Here is a 19963-nt window from a genome sequence, read left to right as displayed (position 1 = left end):
GGCGCGTCGTCAGGCCTGGCCGCGACGCTCCCGCAGCTGGGTCAGCGCCTCGTCGAGAAGCTGCGCCGCCTCATCGTCGGAGCGACGTTCCTTGACGTAGGCAAGATGGGTCTTGTAGGGCTCGGTCTTCGCCACGGCGGGCGGGTTCTCCTTGTCTCGCCCCGCCGGAAGGCCCGAGTGCGGCGAGTCGATCACGTCGGGGATCTCGGCCGGATCGATATCCGCGACGAAGTAGCGCACGGTCTCGTTCCCCAGCGCATCCCAGTACGAGATCGCGACGCGGTCGGCGTGGTAGCCGTGATCCTGTTCGCCCATGGGGCCGGCACCGACACGCGTGCCGCGGATGGCGTTTCCTCCCGTGGCCATCAGAACGCCTGGAATTTCGTGATGAGGCCGAGGGCGACGATCGACACGAACCACGCCAGCGCGAGGATCACGGTGAACCGGTTGAGGTTGCGCTCCGCGAGACCCGACGAGCCCAGGGCGGAGGTCATGCCGCCGCCGAACATGTCGGACAGGCCGCCGCCACGCCCTTTGTGGAGAAGAATGAGGAGGGTGAGCAGGAGACTGGTCACACCCAGCAGCACCTGCAGCACGAACTCGAGGATCTGCACTGGTTCCATACACCTTTCGTCGACCGCGTCGGATCGCACAAGGGTTCAGTATACGCAAGCGACACCCCGACCGCCGATGAGAGGCGGCCAGGGTGTGTCGCTCACACGCCGACGTGCTTCTGGTAGCGGATGATCGAGGAGAACTCGTCGACCAGAAGACTCGCACCGCCGACGAGCGCGCCGTCGATATCGGCCTGCCGCATGAATCCGGCGATGTTCGCCGCCTTGACGGAGCCGCCGTAGAGCACGCGCGTGCGAGCGGCAGCGTCTGCGCCGAGCTCGGACGCGATGACCTCCCGCAGCTTCGCGCAGACATCCTGTGCCTGCTCGGCCGTGGCGGCTTGACCCGATCCGATCGCCCACACCGGCTCGTAGGCGACGACGATGTCGGCGGTCGCCGGTACATCGTGCAGCGCCGCCTTCAGCTGAGCAACCGGAACGGCGCTGGCGCCGTGCTTCTCGAGGTCCTCCGCCGTTTCACCGACACAGATCACCGGCACGAGCTCGTGCTTCAGCGCCGCCTGCACCTTGGCCGCTACGACCTCATCCGACTCTGCGTGGTATTCGCGACGCTCGGAGTGTCCGATGATCACGTATCCGCAGTCGAGCTTGCTCAAGAACGCGCCCGAGATCTCGCCCGTGTAGGCACCGGAGTCCTTGACCGAGAGGTCCTGCGCGCCGAGCGCGAAGGGGATCTTGTCCGCGTCGAGCAGCGTCTGCACGGTCCGAAGGTCGGTGAACGGCGGGAAGAGGGCGACCTCGACGCTGCCGTCCTCGTGCTTGGCGTCTTTGAGGGTCCAGTGCAGCTTCTGCACGAACGCCACCGCCTGCAGGTGGTCGAGGTTCATCTTCCAGTTGCCGGCGATGAGCGGGGTGCGCGCATCGGAGGTGTTCACTGCTGCCATCCGAGGACCTCCAGTCCGGGGAGCTTCTTTCCTTCGAGGAACTCGAGGCTCGCGCCACCACCGGTCGAGATGTGGCCGAAGTCGGTGTCAGCGAAGCCGAGCTGTCGCACCGCGGCCGCGGAATCGCCACCGCCGACGACGCCGAGACCGTCGACCTCCGACAACGCGCGAGCGACGGCCCGCGTGCCCGACTCGAACGCCGGCATCTCGAACACGCCCATGGGCCCGTTCCAGAAGACGGTGCGGCTGTCACGGATGCGCGCCGCGAACTCGTCGGCCGTGCGGGGCCCGATGTCCAGTCCCAATCCGGACGCACCGAAGGCGGTCGCTTCGAGCGCGTCCGCCGGAGCGACCTCGTGATCGGCATCCGCCGCGAAGGCCGACGCGACGACCGCGTCGACGGGCAGGACGATCTCGACGCCGCGCTCCTCGGCGGAGGCGATGTATCCCTTGACGGTCTCGAGCTGGTCCTCCTCGAGGAGACTCGAGCCGACCTTGTGCCCCTTGGCCGCCAGGAACGTGAACATCATGCCACCGCCGATCAGGAGACGATCGACGCGGGGCAGGAGGTGTTCGATCACACCGAGCTTGTCGCTGACCTTGGACCCGCCGAGCACCACGGTGTAGGGCCGTTCGGGCGTCTCGGTGAGTCGATCGAGCACCTCGAGCTCTTTGGCGATGAGCAGACCGGCAGCGGAGGGCAGCAGTTCCGCGAGGTCGTAGACACTCGCCTGCTTGCGGTGCACGACGCCGAAGCCGTCGGACACGAGCGCATCCCCGAGCTCTGCGAGCTGGCCGGCGAATGCGCGGCGTTCCGAATCGTCCTTCGCGGTCTCACCCGCATTGAAGCGCAGGTTCTCGATCACGGCGATGTCACCGTCTTCGAGGGAGGAGACCGCATCATGAGCCGACTCGCCGACGGTGTCGCGTGCGAAGGCGACGGGCTTGCCGAGCAGCTCGGACAGGCGCTGCGCGACCGGCGCGAGGCTGTAGGCGGCGTTGGGCTCGCCGCCGGGGCGGCCCAGGTGCGAGCACACCACGAGGCGTGCTCCCTGGTTGATGAGAGCGTTGAGCGTCGGCAGGGATGCCCGCACACGACCATCGTCCGTGATGACCCCGTCCCGCAGCGGGACGTTCAGATCACAACGGACGATGACGCGCTTGCCTGCGAGCGAACCCAGGTTGTCGAGGGTGCGCAGTGCCATGGCGTGGATCAGAGCTTCGAGGCGACGAGCTCGGTGAGGTCGACCAGACGGTTCGAGTAGCCCCACTCGTTGTCGTACCACGACGACACCTTGACGAGGTTTCCGCTGACGTTGGTCAGGCCGGCATCGAAGATCGACGAGTGCGGGTCGTGGACGATGTCGGTCGAGACGATCGGGTCGGCGTTGTAGGCCAGGTAGCCGGCGAGCTCGCCCTCGGCCGCCGCCTTCTCGTATGCGGCGTTGATGGTCTCCTTGGTGAGACCCTCGGTCGGCGTGATCAGCGTGAGGTCGACGATCGAGCCGGTGGGGATCGGCACCCGGTAGGAGGACCCGCTCAGCTTGCCGTTGAGCTCGGGCAGCACCAGGCCGATGGCCTTCGCCGCGCCGGTCGACGCGGGAACGATGTTCAGGGCCGCCGCCCGAGCGCGGTGCAGGTCGCCGTGCGGGCCGTCCTGCAGGTTCTGGTCTGCCGTGTAGGCGTGCGCGGTCATCATGAAGCCGCGCTCGATGCCGAAGTTGTCGTTGAAGACCTTGGCCAGCGGCGCCAGGCAGTTCGTGGTGCACGACGCGTTGGAGATGACGTGCATGGTCGCCGGGTCGTACTCGGCGTCGTTGACGCCCATGACGAAGGTGCCGTCGACGTCGGTGCCGGGTGCGGAGATGAGCACCTTCTTGGCGCCCCCCTGGATGTGCTTCGAGGCGTCGGCCGCCTTCGTGAAGCGTCCGGTCGACTCGATGACGATGTCCACGCCCAGCTCGCCCCAGGGCAGGTTGGCGGGGTCGCGCTCTTCGAACACCTTGATGCTCTTGCCGCCGACGGTGATGGAGTCGCCGTCGAAGGACACGTCCTCGGCGAGGCGGCCGCCGACGGAGTCGTACTTGAGGAGGTGGGCGAGGGTCTTGTTGTCGGTGAGGTCGTTCACCGCGACGATCTCGAGGTCCGCACCCTGCTCGAGGGCGGCGCGGAGAAAGTTGCGTCCAATGCGGCCGAAGCCGTTGATACCGATCTTGACAGTCACGGAGTTGCTCCTGAGGTGTCGTGCGCGGGTGCGCGATTGTTGCGATTCAGTCGGACAGCGGCGTCCCGGCGAGCGTTCCCGCCGGGACGCCCGCGCTCGCTATGACAGTACCAGCAGGCCCGAGGTCTTCTCACGGGCGGCGTCGAAGCGCTGCGCGACGTTCTGCCAGTTCGCGATGTTCCAGACCGCCTTGACGTAGTCGGCCTTCACGTTGAGGTAGTCGAGGTAGAACGCGTGCTCCCACATGTCCAGCTGGAAGATCGGCACGGTGCCCATCGCCGTGTTCGCCTGCTGGTCGAACAGCTGCTGGATGATGAGCTGCTCGCCGATCGGGTCCCAGCTGAGGACCGCCCATCCGGAACCCTGGATGCCGGTGGCCGCCGCGGTGAAGTGCGCCTGGAACTTCTCGAATCCGCCGAAGAACTCGTCGATCGCGGCGGCGAGCTCGTTCCCCTCCGGACGTCCGCCGCCCTCGGGCGAGAGGTTCGTCCAGAAGATGGAGTGGTTCACGTGGCCGCCGAGGTTGAACGCGAGGTCCTTCTCGAGCTTGTTGACGTTCGCGAGACTGCCCGTCTCGCGGGCCTCCGCGAGCTGCTCGAGCGCCGTGTTGGCACCCGTCACGTAGGTCTGGTGATGCTTGTCGTGGTGCAGCTGCATGATCTTGCCGCTGATGTGCGGCTCGAGTGCCGCGTAGTCGTAGGGGAGGTCGGGCAAGGTGTACGTCGCCATATTCTCTGCTTCCTAGTCGGCGTCGCGCCGAGAGCCCCGGCGCGGCGAGGGTGACCTTGTCATCCTATCGACGGTGGGCAGGGTGGTGAGGGGGTTGCCTCCCCCGCCGGGCGTGTTCTACACGCCCGATGCCTCATTCCTCGACGCCGATGGGGACCGCCGACTCAGTGCCCGGAACTCCGTCGACCTCGGCCTTCTTGTCGGCCATCGCCAGGAGCCGACGTATGCGTCCAGCGACGGCGTCCTTGGTCATCGGCGGGTCGGCGTGGTGACCCAGCTCGTCGAGGCTGGCGTCACGGTGGGCGAGCCGGAGCTCTCCGGCCTGCTTGAGATGGTCGGGAACCTCGTCACCGAGGATCTCCAGCGCACGCTCGACGCGTGCGCACGCGGCGACCGCCGCCTGAGCGGATCGACGCAGGTTGGCGTCGTCGAAGTTGACGAGGCGGTTCACTCCGGCGCGGACTTCGCGGCGCTGCCTCATCTGATCCCAGTCGGCGGCGGCCTTCGCGGCTCCCATCTGCGCGAGGGTGAGCCGGATCGCCTCCCCCTCCCGCACGACGACGCGCGGGATGCCGCGGACTTCCCGCGCCTTCGCGGGGATGCTCAGCCGATGGGCGGCCCCGACGAGGGCCATCGCGGCCTCGGAGGACGGGCAGGCGACTTCGAGCGAGGCGGATCGACCCGGCTCGCTGAGCGACCCCGATGCGAGGAACGCACCGCGCCAGACCGCGGCGAGGTCTTCCCGTGAGCCGGTGGTGAGCTTGTTGGGCAAGCCACGCACCGGGCGCCGCCGCTGGTCCAGGAGGCCGGTCTGCCGCGCGAGCGTCTCACCGCCGTCGATGACGCGCACCGCGACGTGGCCGCCGGCACGGCCCGCCGAACTCTGCACGTGCGCGAGCTCGGGTCGCACGCCGTAGAGCTCCACCAACTCCCGCGCGACCCGTCGGGCGAGGACATCGGAATCGAGCTCGGCCTCGACCGCGACGCGGTTGGCGATCGAGTGGAGCCCTCCCGAGAAACGGAGCAGTGACGTCAGCTCGGCCACGCGGGCCGTCGGTCGCGGGTCTCGTACGGCGACGAGTTCGGCCTTCACGTCGGCAGTCAGCGACACGTGTCTCCTCGGTCTTTCTGGGGTGGAACGATCCTCCAGCCTACTCGCGACCGAGGTCGCGATGGGTCAGGCGAACGGCCACTCCGGGCGTGCCCGACAGGCGTGAGGCCAGTTCCCGGGCCGTGGCCACCGACCGGTGCTTGCCGCCGGTGCATCCCACGGCGATCACGGAGTGTCGCTTGTTCTCCCGCTGATACCCCTCCAGGACCGGCGCGAGCGCGGCGGCGTACGCATCGATGAACGCCGCCGCGCCGGGCGCGGCCAGCACGACGTCGCGCACGGCGTCGTCCTCCCCGGTCAGCGCGCGCAGCTCCTCGTGCCAGTACGGGTTCGGCAGGAACCGCATGTCGGCCACGTGGTCGGCGTCCGGCGGGAGACCGTACTTGAAGCCGAAGCTCATGATGGTCAGGGTGTGCCGCGCGGCGCCCTCGTCGGCGAAGAGCTCGGCGACCCGTGTCGCGAGCTGGTGGATGTTCAGCGCCGACGTGTCGACGATGACATCGGCGTCCTCGCGGACGGGGGCGAGCCTCGTGCGTTCGGCGCGAATGCCGTCGACGATCGTGCCATCGCCCTGAAGAGGATGCGGGCGACGCACGGCCTCGAAGCGGCGCACGAGCACGGTGTCCGACGCGTCGAGGAACAGCACCCGGATCGGGCGCCGCGAGCGCAGTGCCCGCATCGCCTCCGGAAGCTCGGAGAAGAGGCCGCGGCCCCGCACGTCGACGACGACGGCCACCCGGGGCAGCGCTCCCCCGGCGATCTCCGTCAGATCCAGCAGCGGCTTGAGCATCTGCGGAGGCAGGTTGTCCACGACGTACCAGCCCAGGTCTTCCAGGGCGTTCGCCGCGGTGGACCTTCCGGCACCGGACATCCCGGTGACGATCAGCATCTCGCCGACCTGCGGGGTCTGATCGTCCTCCGTCATCGCGCCCTCCGTCATCACGTCCAGCCTAGCGAGCGGTGAGGTGGGTATGAATCGAGGCCGCGAGCTTCGGACCGACGCCCGGAAGCTCCTGGATCTGCTCGGTCGTCGCTTCGCGGAGGGCCGCGACAGACCCGAAGTGACGCAGAAGAGCCTTGATGCGCGCATCACCCAGCCCCGGCACCTCGGCCAGGACGGTCTGGATGTCGCGTCGCCGCCGCTTGCGCTGATGCGTGATGGCGAACCGGTGTGCCTCGTCGCGCAGACGCTGCAGAAGATACAGCGCTTCGGAGGTGCGCGGCAGGATCACCGGGTAGTCCTCCCCGGGCAGCCAGACCTCCTCCAGCCGCTTGGCGATGCCGCACAGCGCGATCTCGGGGTGTCCGGCCTCATCGAGTGCGCGAGCCGCCGCCTCGACCTGCGGCTTCCCGCCGTCGACCACGAGCAGCTGCGGACGGTAGGCGAACCGCGGCTTCCTGCGCTCGGTGACGACCTCGCCCGACGCCACCGGGTCGGCCACGGGATCTGCTTCGGGCTGATCGAGGTAGGCCAGACGCCGACGCAGCACCTGCCGGATCGAGTCGGTGTCGTCGGTGGTCTCGGGAATGCCGAACGAACGGTACTGATCCTTCCGGGGCAGACCGTCTTCGAAAACCACCATCGACGCCACCACGTTCGTACCGGCGAGGTGCGAGACGTCGTAGCACTCGATACGGAGAGGAGCCTCGTGCAGGTCCAGCGCCTCCTGCAGGTCGGTCAGCGCCTGCGACCGCGCGACGTAGTCGCTCGTGCGACGGGTCTTGTGCAGGTTGAGCGCCTGCTGCGCGTTCAGCGTCGCCGTCGCCAGCAGCTCGGCTTTACGGCCGCGCCGGGCGACCTGGAGCGACACCGGGCGACCCCGCCGGTCGCGAAGCCATTGTTCGAGCTCCGCGGCGTCCTCGGGCAGCGAGGGGACGAGCACCTGCTTCGGGATGTCGGTGTCGGCCGCCTCGCCGTAGGTGCGCTGCAGCACCTGCTCGACGAGGTCCGCACCCGAGATGTCGAGTTCCTTTTCGATCGTCGTGGCGTGAACGCCGCGCACACGCCCGCCACGCACGACGAAGTGCTGCACCGTCGCGGCCAGCTCGTCCTCGGCGATCCCGAACAGGTCGGCGTCGGTGTCTTCGGTCAGCACGAGCGCGCTCTTGCCCAGCACGGCCTCGATGGCCCCGAGCTGATCGCGATAGACCGCTGCGGCTTCGTAATCCATGGCGGCGGACGCCTCGCGCATCCGAGCGGTCAGTTCTCGGGCGAACCGCTGGTCGCCGCCCGACATGAAGGCGACGAAGTCCTGCACGATCGCGCGATGCTCGTCGACGGTGACCCGCATGGAGCACGGCCCCCCGCAGCGACCGATCTGGCCCGGGAAGCACGGCCGGCCGGTCGCCATCGCCTTCTTGTAGCTGGAGTCGCTGCAGGTGCGGATGGGGAAAACCTTGATCAGCTGATCGATGGTGTCGTGCACCGCCCAGACCTTCGGGTACGGGCCGAAGTACTTCGCACCCTTGATCCGTCGATTGCGGGTGACGATCACGCGAGGAGCTTCGTCGGCGAGGGTGATCGCCATGAACGGATAGGACTTGTCGTCGCGATACTTGACGTTGAACGGCGGATCGAACTCCTTGATCCACATGTACTCCAGCTGCAGGGAGTCCACGTCCGTGGCGACGACCGTCCACTCGACCGACGACGCCGTCGTCACCATCCGCCGCGTGCGCTCGTGGAGCGTGTGCAGCGGAGCGAAGTAGTTCGACAGCCGGGCACGCAGATTCTTCGCCTTGCCGACGTAGAGCACGCGACCGTCCGCGTCCCGGAATCGGTACACACCGGGGTCGGTCGGTATCTCCCCCGGCTTGGGCTTGTAGGGAAGCGGCGACATCGGGTCAGCCGGCCTTGCGCGCCTGGGCGCGCTCGGCCGGGAACAGCACCTCGGCGAGGAAGGCGCCCGTGTGACTCTCCGCCACGCGGGCGAGATCCTCCGGGGTGCCGGTCGCGACGAGCGTGCCGCCGCCGGAACCCCCCTCGGGTCCGAGGTCGATGATCCAGTCGGCCGACTTGATCACGTCGAGGTTGTGCTCGATGACGATCACCGAGTTCCCCTTGTCGACCAAGCCGTTCAAGACCTCGAGCAGCCGCCTGACGTCTTCGAAGTGCAGTCCGGTCGTCGGCTCGTCGAGCACGTAGATGCTGCGCCCGTTCGAGCGCCGCTGCAACTCGGTGGCGAGCTTCACGCGCTGGGCCTCGCCACCCGACAGCGTCGTCGCCGACTGGCCGAGGCGCACATATCCCAAGCCGACGTCGACCAGGGTCTTCAGGTAGCGGTGGATGGCCTGGATCGGCTCGAAGAACTCCGCAGCCTCGGAGATCGGCATCTCGAGCACCTCGGCGATGTTCTTGCCCTTGTAGTGCACCGACAGGGTGTCGCGGTTGTACCGCTTTCCGTGGCACACCTCGCAGTCGACGTAGACGTCGGGGAGGAAGTTCATCTCGATCTTGATGGTGCCGTCTCCGGAGCACGCCTCGCAGCGCCCGCCCTTGACGTTGAAGCTGAATCGCCCCGGCTGGTACCCGCGGGCTTTGGCCTCCGGCGTCTCGCTGAACAGGCCGCGGATGCGGTCGAACACTCCCGTGTACGTCGCGGGGTTCGACCGCGGCGTGCGCCCGATCGGCGCCTGATCGACGTGCACGACCTTGTCGAGGTTGTCGAGCCCGGTCACTCGCGTGTGCTTGCCCGGGATGTTCCGCGCGCCGTTCAGGCGCTGGGCGAGCACCCGGTACAGGATGTCGTTCACGAGCGACGACTTTCCCGAACCGCTCACTCCGGTCACGGCGGTCAGCACGCCGAGGGGGAAGTCGACCGTCACGTTGCGGAGATTGTTCTCGCGGGCACCGACGACGGAGATCTGTCGCTTGCGATCGCGCTTGCGCCGCTTCGACGGCGTCGCGATCTCCCGACGGCCGGCCAGGTAGTCGCCGGTGATCGAGTGCCGGTCGGCGAGCAGCTCCGACAGGGGTCCCGAATGTACGACCTCTCCCCCGTCCACACCGGCCCGCGGCCCGATGTCGACGATCCAGTCAGCAGCGTGGATCGTCTCCTCGTCGTGTTCGACGACGATGAGCGTGTTGCCGAGATCGCGCAGGGTCACGAGCGTCTCGATCAGACGACGGTTGTCGCGCTGGTGCAGGCCGATCGAAGGCTCATCGAGCACGTACAGAACACCGGTGAGTCCGGAGCCGATCTGCGTCGCGAGGCGGATGCGCTGCGCCTCACCGCCCGAGAGGGAGCCGGCGGACCTGCTGAGGTTCAGATAGGTCAGACCCACCTGGATGAGGAAGTCCAGGCGAGCGCGGATCTCGCGAAGCACCTGTGCGGCGATCTTCGCCTCACGGTCGGTGAGCGTCATCTCCGCGAAGAATCGCTGCGCATCCGCGAGGCTCAGCCGCGAGGCATCGGCGATCGAGTGGCCGTGCACGCGGACGGCGAGCACCTCGGGCTTCAGGCGCGCACCGTCGCAGACCGGGCAGGGCACCTCGCGCAGATACTCCGACCACCGCTGCCGCTGGGTGTCGGACTCGGCCTGCACGTACTGACGTTCGATGTACGGCACGACGCCTTCGAAACCCGACGAGTAGCGCATCTCGCGGCCGTAGCGGTTCTTCCACTTGACGGTGACCTTGTAGTTCTCGCCGTGCAGCACGGCTTCGCGCACGGCCTGCGGCAGACGCTTCCAGGGCGTGTCGAGCGAGAAGCCGAGGTCGTTCGACAGTCCTTCGAGCAGTCGCTCGTAGTACTGGAAGAGCCCCTTTCCCTGCGTTGTCCACGGGATGATGACGCCCTCGCGGATCGACAGCTCCTCGTCACCGAGCATCAGCTCCGAGTCGACCGACATGCGGGTGCCGAGCCCGGAACACGCCGGACAGGCGCCGAACGGGGCGTTGAACGAGAAGGTGCGCGGTTCGATCTCCGTGAGCTGCAGCGGATGCCCGTTCGGACACGCCAGCTTCTCGGAGAACGACTGCCACGCATCGTCACCTTCCTCGTCGACGAAGTTCACCTGCATGACACCGCCGGCGAGACCGAGTGCGGTCTCCACCGAGTCGGTGACGCGGCCCAGGATGTCGGGGCCGGCGACCAGCCGGTCGACCACGACGGCGATGTCGTGCTTGTAGCTCTTCTTCAGCGTCGGCGGCTCCGCGAGCTGGACCAGGTCGCCATCGACCACGGCGCGCGCGTATCCCTTCGCGGAGAGCTCTTTGAAGAGGTCGACGAACTCACCCTTCTTCTGGGTGACCACGGGCGCCACGATCTGGTAGCGCGTGCGGTCGGGCAGCTCCATCAGCTGGTCGGCGATCTGCTGGACCGTCTGACGCTGGATGATCTCGCCGCACTCCGGGCAGTGGGGCACTCCGATGCGGGCCCACAGCAGGCGCATGTAGTCGTGGATCTCGGTGATCGTGCCCACCGTCGAGCGCGGGTTGCGGTTCGTCGACTTCTGGTCGATCGACACCGCCGGGCTCAGACCCTCGATGAAGTCGACGTCGGGTCTGTCCACCTGCCCGAGGAACTGACGTGCGTAGGCACTCAGCGACTCGACATAGCGACGCTGTCCTTCCGCGAAGATCGTGTCGAAGGCGAGACTCGACTTGCCCGACCCCGACAGACCCGTGAAGACGACGAGCGAATCGCGCGGGATGTCGAGGTCGACGTCCTTCAGATTGTGCACGCGAGCGCCGCGCACGCTCAGCTTGTCGCTCGAGACGGCGGCGGATTTTCCGGTGAGGGGAACGGGGACGATGGGCACCCGTCAAGTGTAGGCGGGACCTCCGACATCGGCTCCGGGCCCACGTTCGCCCGCGGCGCACGCGGCAGCTCGCCGGGCGAGCGTCCGTCAGCCGATCAGCGGGAGAGCAGTTGCCGCTTCGAGCTCAGCACGCCGGTGTCGAACCCGGCGAGATGCAGGCCGCCGTGGAATCGCGCGTGCTCGATCTTGATGCACCGGTCCATGACCACGGCGAGCCCGGCGTCCTCCGCGATCGCCGCCGCCTCCTCGTTCCACGACCCCAGCTGGAGCCACAGCGCGGCGGCGCCGACCTCGACGGCTTCCCGAGCGACGCCCGGAAGGTCGTCGTGGCGACGGAAGACGTCGACGAGATCGGGGACGACCGGCAGGTCAGACAGGGATGCGTACGCCGGCCGGCCCAGGATCGACGTGGCCCGGGGGTTCACGAAGTAGACGTCGTAGGGCGAGCTGCTCGTGAGGTACGTCGCGACGAAATAGCTCGCGCGGGCGGGATTGTCGGAGGCGCCGACGATCGCCACCGACCGCGTGCGCCGCAGCAGGTCGTGGCGCGCCTGGGCGCCGGGAGCCTGCCACGTGCGATCGGCCGAAGCCGGCGGCGCGGTGGGCAGGGCGCAGAAGGCGGAATCGGTCATCGGGTCGCTCCCGTCGCTTCGGTGAGGGCCTGGTCGAGATCCCAAACGATGTCCTCGGGGTCCTCGAGCCCGACGGAGATCCGGATGAGGTCAGCCGGGGTCCCCGCTGTGATCAGCTGCTCGGGTGTGAGCTGGCGGTGGGTGGTCGAGGCGGGGTGGATCACCAGGGTGCGCGCGTCGCCCACGTTCGCCAGGTGCGAGGCGAGGGTCACCGAGTCGATGAAGGTCTCCCCCGCCTTGCGCGCGGCCGCCTCTCGGGCCGCGTCGTCGTCGAATCGTCCTGCCGGGGCCACGCCGAAGGCGAACACCGCCCCGGGGCCGAGAGGCAGATACCGGCGCGCACGCTCGGCGTGCGGATGATCGTCCAGTCCCGCCCAGGTCACGAAGGACACCCGCGGGTCGGCCCGGAGCCACTCCGCGACGATCCTCGCGTTGGCGAGGTGCGCATCCATGCGCTGCGGCAGCGTCTCGATTCCCTGCAGCAGCGTGAAGGCGGCCTGCGGGTTGAGCGACGGGCCGATGTCACGCAGCTGTTCGCTGCGGAGCTTGGTGAGGAAGCCGTACTCGCCGAAGTTGTCCCACCACTTGATGCCCCCATAGGAGGCCACCGGCTCGGTCATCGCGGGGAAGGTGCCGTTGCCCCAGTCGAACGTGCCGGCCTCGACCACGACACCGCCGAGAGCGGTGCCGTGACCGCCGAGGAACTTCGTGACCGAGTGGATGACGATGTCGGCGCCGTGCTCGATGGGGCGCAGGAGGTACGGCGTCGCCAGCGTCGCGTCGACGACGAGCGGCACACCCGCATCATGCGCGACCTTCGCGAGTCCGGCGATGTCGGCGATCTCCCCACCGGGATTCCCGATCGCCTCGGTGTAGACGACCTTCGTCTCCGGCCGGATCGCGGCGGCGTAGTCGGCGGGATCCGATGAGGCGACGAATGTCGTCTCGACGCCGAACCGCCGCAGCGTGACGTCGAGCTGCGTGATCGTTCCGCCGTAGAGCTGCGCCGACGCGACGACGTGGTCTCCTGCGCCGACGAGCGCGGCGAACGTGATGAACTCCGCGCTCATGCCGCTCGCGGTTGCGACCGCGCCGATCCCGCCTTCGAGGGATGCCATGCGCTCCTCGAGCGCGGCGACGGTCGGATTGCCGATGCGGGAGTAGATGTTGCCGTACTTCTGAAGCGCGAAGAGATTCCCCGCGTCGGCGGCGTCGTCGAAGACGAACGAGCTCGTGTGGTAGATCGGCACCGCGCGAGCACCGGTGGCCGCATCCGGGGTGCCCCCGGCGTGCAGCGCGCGCGTGCGGAAGCCGAATCGATGCTCGGTCACTCGTTCTCCTTGTCCTCGGCGGGTGTCGCCGACTGGCCGGCGCCCTTCAGGCGTGCGATCGCGTCGCGGACGCCGTCGACGGCATCGGGGTTCTGCAGGGATGTGATGTCGCCCAACACGTCACCCTGCCACATCTGCACCAGCAGTCGGCGCATGATCTTGCCCGAGCGGGTCTTCGGCAGATCGGGCACGACGATGACGTGAGCGGGCTTGGCCACGGGGCCGATCTCGACCGCGACCTGAGCGCGGAGCGTCTCGATGTCGACCGGTTCGCGCAGGACGACGAAGGCGGCGACGGCATGACCGGTGATCGGATGCGCCACGCCGGCGACCCCCGCCTCTCCGACGGCGGGATGAGCGACGAGTGCCGACTCGATCTCGATCGTCGACAGCCGGTGACCGGAGACGTTGACGACATCGTCGAGCCGGCCGAGCACGCGGATCGCGCCGTCCTGGTCCACCGTCGCGGAGTCCCCGGCCACGTAGTATCCGCCCCACTCGCCGTGTCCGGCGAATCGCGACCAGTAGGAGTCGCGGTAGCGCTCCGGGGATCGCCAGATCGTGCGTGCCATCCCCGGCCAGGGACGACGGACGACGAGGGTGCCGGAGCGGCCCGGCGCGACCGGTTCGCCGTCGTCGTCGACAACCGCGGCGTCGATGCCCGGCAGCGGAACCGTGGCCGACCCCGGGGTGAGGGTGGTCGCGCCCGGGAGCGGCGCGATCATCGCGGCCCCCGTCTCGGACTGCCACCAGGTGTCGACGATCGCGAGGCTGTCCCGGCCGTGGTTTCGCCGGAACCACATCCATGCCTCCGGATTGATCGCCTCGCCGACTGTGCCGAGCAGTCGCAACGACGTCAGGTCATGCCCGGCCGGCAGCGTGTCGCCCCACCACGTCATGAAGGTGCGGATGAGTGTCGGCGCGGTGTAGTAGACCGTGACGCCGTAGCGCTCGATGATCTCCAGATGCCGTTCGCGATGCGGAGTGTCCGGTGTGCCCTCGTAGATCACCTGCGTCAGTCCGTTGGAGAGCGGTCCGTACAGCTCATACGTGTGCGCTGTCACCCACGCGAGGTCGGCCGTGCACCAGTGCACGTCGTCGGGCTTCGCGTCGAAGTGGCCCCAGTGCGCCCAGCTCGCATGGGTCAGATAACCGCCGGAGGTGTGGACGAGACCCTTCGGCTTCCCCGTCGTTCCCGAGGTGTAGATGATGAACAGCGGATGCTCCGCGTCGAACGCGGCGGGCTCGTGCACCTCCGGAGCGGTCTCCACCACGTCGTGCCACCAGTGGTCGCGCCCCGGTGTCCAGTCGACGTCCTGGCCGGTGCGACGCACCACGAGCACGTGCTCGAGATGCGGGAGTCCGTCGGCGGCGGCATCGGCGGCGGACTTGACCTCGACCGCCTGCCCCCGTCGCCACTGCCCGTCGGAGGTCACCAGGAGCTTCGCACCGGTGTCTTCGAGGCGGAATCGCACGGCTTCCGCCGAGAAACCGCCGAAGACCAGCGAATGCACCGCGCCGATGCGGGCGCAGGCCAGAGCGATGACGACCGTCTCGATGAGCACGGGGAGGTAGACGACCACCCGATCACCGGGCTCGATCCCGAGGTGCTCGAGGGCGTGGGCCGCCTGGGCGACCCGTCGCTGGAGGTCTCGATAGGTGACCGTCACGCGGTCGCCTCGCTCCCCCTCGAAGTGGAGCGCCACCTTCTCGCCGCGCCCGGCGACCACATGACGGTCGACGCAGTTGACCGCCACGTTCAGTCGCCCGCCCTCGTACCAGCGGGCGGCCGGCACGGACAGCTCGCCGTGCTCGTCGCGCACCGGAGGCCGCCACTCGAGCGTCGACGTCCACGGGCGCTCCCACTGGAGTCTGTGGGCGGCGCGGTCCCAGAAGCCGACCGGATCGGCGGCGGCGATCGCATAGGCTTCCGGGCCGACGTTCGCCTGCGCGGCGAAGGTCGGATTCGGCGGAAACGTCCGCTGTTCGATCAGACGCGCCTCGTCGGCGGCCGACGGGAGGGAACCGGACATCTTCACTCCCTCACAGCCAGCGCTTGAGGACGGCTCGCTCGAACAGCGACAGCAGCGCGTTCGTCAGGGTGCCCAAGAGCGCGAGGAGCACGATGGCGAGGATGATCCGGTCGACACGCCCGGTGCTCTGCGACTCCGTGAGGAGGAAGCCCAGCCCCATCGAGGCCCCCACGAGCTCGGCCGCGACGAGGAACAGCCAGGCCTGCGCGAGACCGAGACGAAGGCCGGCGACCATCGAGGGCACCACGGCCGGCAGCTGGATGGTGCGCAGCAACGGCCACCCCCGGAGCCCGAAGGACCGTCCGGCCTCGACCAGGTGCGGGTCGACGCGATGCAGTCCGGCGGCGACCGTCGTGAAGACCGGGAAGAACGCGCCGATCGCGATCAGGGTCACCTTGGAGTCTTCGCCGATCTGCATCCAGAGGATCAGCAGCGGGACCCATGCCAGGGACGGAACCGCACGGAGCGCGACGATCGTCGGGCCGAGCAGAACCTCGCCGGCACGCGACAGGCCGACGATCGCCGCGATGGCGAGACCGACCACGGCGCCGATGGCGAACCCGAGGAGGACGCGCTGGATCGAGATCGCGACATGCACCCACAGCGTGCCGTCCGCAGCAAGCTGAACGGCCGCCTCCACGACCGAGACGGGTGTGGGAAGGCGGTAGGTCGGGATGATCCCCGTCGTCGTGACGAACTGCCACAGCGCGAGGAGCAGCAGCGGCAGTACCAGTCCGCCCGCGATGCGCACGCCGCGACGCGCCCAGAAGGGCGTCGCCGCCGAAGCGGCGCCGCCCTTCCGACGCGTGCCGGTTGTCGTTGCTGTGACGGTCATTCGCTCGTGGCGGCGAGGGCGAACTCGTCGTAGACGATGGTCTCGAGCGCGTCGTCGAGCGCTTCCTGTCCGCCCGCGACATCGCCCGAGTCGACGAGGACCGGCGAGATGCGCTCGAGGACGGCGATCTGGTCCGCGCCCGGGACGCCCGAGACGTCGAGGTTCGAACGCTCGAGGATCACCGTCTCGGCGACCTCGGTGTCCAGACCCGACGCCTCTGCGAGCAGAGCCGCGGTCTCCTCCGGGTTCTCCAGGGCCCAGATGCGGGCCTGCTCGTAGGCATCGACGACGACCTGCGCGACATCGGCGTGGTTGTCGATGAAGTCCTCCGTGGCGTTGAGGAATCCGTACGTGTTGAAGTCGACGTTGCGGTAGATGAGCTGGGCGCCGGAGTCCACCTCGGCACCCGCCATGATCGGGTCGAGACCTGCCCACGCGTCCACCGAACCGCCGGCGAGGGCGGACCATCCGTCGGCGTGCTGCAGGTTCTGCACCTCGACGTCGTCGAGCGAGAGTCCCGCCTCGTCGAGGGTCTGGAGGAGGAAGAAGTACGGGTCGGTGCCCTTCGTGGCGGCGATCGAGGTGCCGGCGAGGTCGTCGACCGACGCGATGTCGCTGTCGGCGTCGACGACGATGGCCGACCATTCCGGCTGCGAGTAGATGTCGATCACCTTGATCGGCGAGCCGTTGGCGCGGGCGAGGAGTGCGGCCGAGCCGGCGGTCGACGCGATGTCGGCCGAGCCGGAGCGGAGCAGCTCGTTCGCCGTGTTCGAACCGGTCGACTGCACCCACTCGACGGTGACGTCGTCGCCGAGGGCATCCTCGATCAGACCCTGGTCGCGCAGCACGAGGCTGAGCGGGTTGTAGGTCGCCCAGTCCAGCGTCAGCTGATCGGTGGACCATTCACCGGTAGCCTCGGCACTGTCGGTCGTGTTGCCGGCGTTCTCGCCGGCGATGCAGCCGGTGGCGAGCATCGCCATCGCACCGGCGAGGGCGATCGCGGGTACGGTTCGGCGAATGGCGGTGCTCATGGGGTCTCCTCAGGAGTCTTGTAGTGGTGGGTGTGCACGCCGAGTCCCTCGAGGAGGGTGGCGCGCAGGTCCGTGAACGCGCTGTCTGCGCGATCGCGGGGTCGGGTCCCGGCGACCGGGAGGATCTGGGCGATGGAGCGCGCATCGGGCCCCGCCGAGCGCAGCGATGACAGCAGCACGACGCGGTCCGCGAGGTAGAGCGCTTCCTCGACATCGTGGGTGACCAGCAGAATCGTGGTCGGCTGCGCGGCGTGGATCTCGAGCAGCAGGTCTTGCATGCGCAGACGCGTCAGCGCGTCCAGCGCGGCGAACGGCTCATCCAGGAGCAGGACGTCGGGGTTGCGCGCGAGAGCGCGCGCAAGGGACGCACGCTGGGCCATGCCACCGGAGACCTCGCGTGGGCGAAGATTCGACGCGTGGTCGAGGCCGACCAGTTCGAGGAGTTCGCGCACCCGCTCGCGACCGGCGGCGCGGGCCGACCGGCGTGAGCCGCGCACGCGCGGGAGCCCGAGCTCCACGTTCTGCGACAGCGTGCGCCACGGCAGCAGACGAGGCTCTTGGAAGGCGATCGCCGCGCGTTCGTCGGTGTCGGCCAGCCGATCGCCGTCGACGGTGATCGCGCCGTCAGTGGGCTGGTCGAGACCGGCGACGAGACGAAGCAGCGTGGACTTGCCGCATCCTGACGCCCCGATCACCGCGACGATCTCCCCGGCCGGCAGCTCCAGGTCGACGCCGCGCAGTACGTCGACGGCGCCGTTCGGCGTGCCGAACGTGCGCCCGACGCTGTCGAGGCGCACGGCACCTCCGCGCGACGGCGTGGTGGCCGAGGCAGGGGCGTCGAGTGTCGTGGTCACGCAGTAAGAGTGACAGAGCCGCGTCGGCGTGACGAACCAGGCGCAACATCATGAAACATTCGCCGTGGCGGTTTCCACCTCCGGCGATGCGCAAGCGAGCCCGTCGGTCCTCAGGCGTGACCGGCGCGCTCCATGGCGCGAAGCTCCTTCTTGAGGTCCTGCACCTCGTCTCGGAGGCGTGCCGCCAGCTCGAACTTCAGCTCGGTGGCCGCCGCGAGCATCTGATCGGAAAGATCCTGAATGGTCGCCTCGAGTTGCTGGGCTCCCTCGGCAGCGATCCCCTCTCGGCGCAGCTGCGGTGTCGGAGACGTGCCCTTGCCGCTCTTCGTCTTGGCGGCGTCTTTGCGCGAGAGCATGTCGTTGGTGTCGGAAGCCTCCCGCGCCAGCACCTCGGTGATGTCGGCGATGCGCTTTCGCAGCGGCTGCGGATCGATGCCGTGCTCGGTGTTGTATGCGATCTGCTTCTCGCGGCGCCGCTCGGTCTCGTCGATCGCGTTCCGCATGGAGTCGGTGACGGTGTCCGCGTACATGTGCACCTGTCCGGAGACGTTTCGCGCGGCGCGCCCGATCGTCTGGATGAGTGAAGTGCCCGAGCGCAGGAAACCTTCTTTGTCGGCATCGAGGATCGACACCAGCGAGACCTCCGGCAGATCGAGTCCCTCGCGGAGGAGGTTGATGCCGACGAGCACGTCATAGACGCCGGCGCGCAGCTCGGTGAGGAGTTCGACGCGGCGCAGGGTGTCGACGTCGGAGTGCAGGTATCTCACCCGCACGCCGTGCTCGCCCAGGAAGTCCGTGAGCTCTTCCGCCATCTTCTTCGTCAACGTGGTGACCAGAACGCGCTCGTCGCGCTGCACACGCACCCTGATCTCCTCGAGCAGATCGTCGATCTGCCCCTTCGAGGGCTTGACGATGATCTCCGGGTCGACGAGGCCGGTGGGGCGGATGATCTGCTCGACGATGCCGTCGGCGATGCCCATCTCGTATCGTCCCGGCGTCGCGGACAGATACACGCTCTGCCCGATCCGCTCCTTGAACTCGTCCCAGCGCAGCGGACGGTTGTCCATGGCACTCGGGAGCCGGAAGCCGTGATCGACGAGAGTTCGCTTGCGTGACGCGTCACCCTCGTACATCGCCCCGATCTGCGGCACCGTCACGTGCGACTCGTCGATGACCAGGAGGAAGTCGTCGGGGAAGAAGTCCAGCAGGGTGTGCGGCGGCTCTCCCGCCGAGCGCCCGTCGAGGTGCCGTGAGTAGTTCTCGATTCCGGAGCAGAAGCCCAGCTGCTGCAGCATCTCCAGATCGAAGGTCGTGCGCATGCGCAGGCGCTGGGCCTCCAGGAGCTTGTTCTGGGATTCCAGCTCCGTCAGCCGCTCCGCGAGCTCGTCTTCGATCGTGCCGATCGCCCGCTGCACGGTCTCGGTGGCGGCGACGTAGTGCGACGCGGGGAAGATCGGCACGGACTCCATCTTCTGCACCACGTCACCGGTGAGCGGGTGGAGCATGTAGAGCGCCTCGATCTCATCGCCGAACATCTCGATCCGGATCGCGTACTCCTCGTACACCGGGATGATCTCGATCGTGTCGCCGCGCACGCGGAAGTTGCCGCGCGAGAAGTCGACGTCGTTGCGGTTGTACTGCATGGAGATGAACTTGCGGATGAGCGCATCGCGGTCATAGCGCTCGCCCACCTGCAGGGCCACCATGGCTCGCAGGTACTCCTCGGGCGCACCGAGGCCGTAGATGCAGGACACCGTCGACACCACGACGACGTCGCGGCGCGAGAGCAGCGCGTTGGTGGTGGAGTGGCGGAGCCGCTCGACCTCCGCGTTGACGGAGGAGTCCTTCTCGATGAAGGTGTCCGTCTGCGGCACGTACGCCTCGGGCTGGTAGTAGTCGTA

17 protein-coding genes are annotated in these 19963 nt (G+C 68.3%); all 17 read right to left on the bottom strand.

What is annotated here, in order from left to right:
* Positions 1-9: 9 nt before the first annotated feature.
* Positions 10-366: an RNA polymerase-binding protein RbpA gene (locus tag B3S45_RS04630; RefSeq protein WP_071043588.1), complete on the bottom strand. Its 357-nt coding sequence runs from the start codon at positions 364-366 to the stop codon at positions 10-12.
* Positions 366-614 carry a preprotein translocase subunit SecG gene (gene secG, locus B3S45_RS04625; protein ID WP_071043589.1) on the bottom strand — a complete coding sequence of 83 codons (249 nt, stop codon included), beginning with the start codon at positions 612-614 and terminating at the stop codon, positions 366-368. Before secG ends, B3S45_RS04630 begins: the two co-directional genes overlap by 1 nt.
* A gap of 101 nt (positions 615-715) precedes the next feature.
* Positions 716-1519 (bottom strand): triose-phosphate isomerase, encoded by an 804-nt coding sequence (gene tpiA / locus B3S45_RS04620; protein ID WP_071043590.1) that lies wholly within the window; start codon positions 1517-1519, stop codon positions 716-718.
* The gene (locus B3S45_RS04615) at positions 1507-2724 is read right to left on the bottom strand and encodes a phosphoglycerate kinase (RefSeq protein WP_194383209.1); all 1218 of its coding nucleotides are present in this window, start codon (positions 2722-2724) and stop codon (positions 1507-1509) included. Before B3S45_RS04615 ends, tpiA begins: the two co-directional genes overlap by 13 nt.
* Positions 2725-2732: 8 nt before the next feature.
* A complete protein-coding gene (gene gap / locus B3S45_RS04610) occupies positions 2733-3743 on the bottom strand; it encodes a type I glyceraldehyde-3-phosphate dehydrogenase (RefSeq protein WP_194383210.1) in 1011 nt (336 codons plus the stop codon).
* Positions 3744-3842: 99 nt separating this feature from the next.
* Positions 3843-4472, bottom strand: coding sequence for a superoxide dismutase (locus B3S45_RS04605; RefSeq protein ID WP_071043593.1), 630 nt, complete (start codon positions 4470-4472; stop codon positions 3843-3845).
* A 133-nt stretch (positions 4473-4605) separates the two neighbouring features.
* Positions 4606-5583 (bottom strand): DNA-binding protein WhiA, encoded by a 978-nt coding sequence (whiA, locus tag B3S45_RS04600; protein ID WP_194383211.1) that lies wholly within the window; start codon positions 5581-5583, stop codon positions 4606-4608.
* Between the two features lie 40 nt (positions 5584-5623).
* Positions 5624-6523, bottom strand: coding sequence for an RNase adapter RapZ (rapZ, locus tag B3S45_RS04595; protein ID WP_414683071.1), 900 nt, complete (start codon positions 6521-6523; stop codon positions 5624-5626).
* 10 nt (positions 6524-6533) lie between these two features.
* The gene (gene uvrC, locus B3S45_RS04590; RefSeq protein ID WP_194383212.1) at positions 6534-8423 is read right to left on the bottom strand and encodes an excinuclease ABC subunit UvrC; all 1890 of its coding nucleotides are present in this window, start codon (positions 8421-8423) and stop codon (positions 6534-6536) included.
* A gap of 4 nt (positions 8424-8427) precedes the next feature.
* A complete protein-coding gene (gene uvrA, locus B3S45_RS04585) occupies positions 8428-11346 on the bottom strand; it encodes an excinuclease ABC subunit UvrA (RefSeq protein ID WP_194383213.1) in 2919 nt (972 codons plus the stop codon).
* Between the two features lie 95 nt (positions 11347-11441).
* The gene (locus B3S45_RS04580) at positions 11442-11978 is read right to left on the bottom strand and encodes a CoA-binding protein (RefSeq protein WP_194383214.1); all 537 of its coding nucleotides are present in this window, start codon (positions 11976-11978) and stop codon (positions 11442-11444) included.
* Positions 11975-13309: an O-acetylhomoserine aminocarboxypropyltransferase/cysteine synthase family protein gene (locus tag B3S45_RS04575; protein WP_194383215.1), complete on the bottom strand. Its 1335-nt coding sequence runs from the start codon at positions 13307-13309 to the stop codon at positions 11975-11977. The genes B3S45_RS04580 and B3S45_RS04575 overlap by 4 nt, the downstream gene beginning before the upstream one ends.
* Complete coding sequence (gene acs / locus B3S45_RS04570) at positions 13306-15342, bottom strand: acetate--CoA ligase (RefSeq protein ID WP_194383216.1); 2037 nt, start codon at positions 15340-15342, stop codon at positions 13306-13308. The genes B3S45_RS04575 and acs overlap by 4 nt, the downstream gene beginning before the upstream one ends.
* 10 nt (positions 15343-15352) lie before the next feature.
* A complete protein-coding gene (locus tag B3S45_RS04565) occupies positions 15353-16177 on the bottom strand; it encodes an ABC transporter permease (RefSeq protein ID WP_194383217.1) in 825 nt (274 codons plus the stop codon).
* On the bottom strand, positions 16174-17208 hold the full coding sequence (locus B3S45_RS04560; protein ID WP_194383218.1) for an aliphatic sulfonate ABC transporter substrate-binding protein: 1035 nt from the start codon (positions 17206-17208) through the stop codon (positions 16174-16176). The genes B3S45_RS04565 and B3S45_RS04560 overlap by 4 nt, the downstream gene beginning before the upstream one ends.
* On the bottom strand, positions 17205-18062 hold the full coding sequence (locus B3S45_RS04555; RefSeq protein ID WP_194383219.1) for an ABC transporter ATP-binding protein: 858 nt from the start codon (positions 18060-18062) through the stop codon (positions 17205-17207). Before B3S45_RS04555 ends, B3S45_RS04560 begins: the two co-directional genes overlap by 4 nt.
* Before the next feature lie 110 nt (positions 18063-18172).
* On the bottom strand, positions 18173-19963 hold a 1791-nt coding region (gene uvrB / locus B3S45_RS04550), incomplete at its 5' end, for an excinuclease ABC subunit UvrB (protein ID WP_286717655.1).

Source organism: Microbacterium sp. UBA1612, from assembly GCF_002321605.1.
Taxonomy (GTDB): domain Bacteria; phylum Actinomycetota; class Actinomycetes; order Actinomycetales; family Microbacteriaceae; genus Microbacterium; species Microbacterium luteum.
This window is presented reverse-complemented; position numbering and strand designations above follow the sequence as displayed.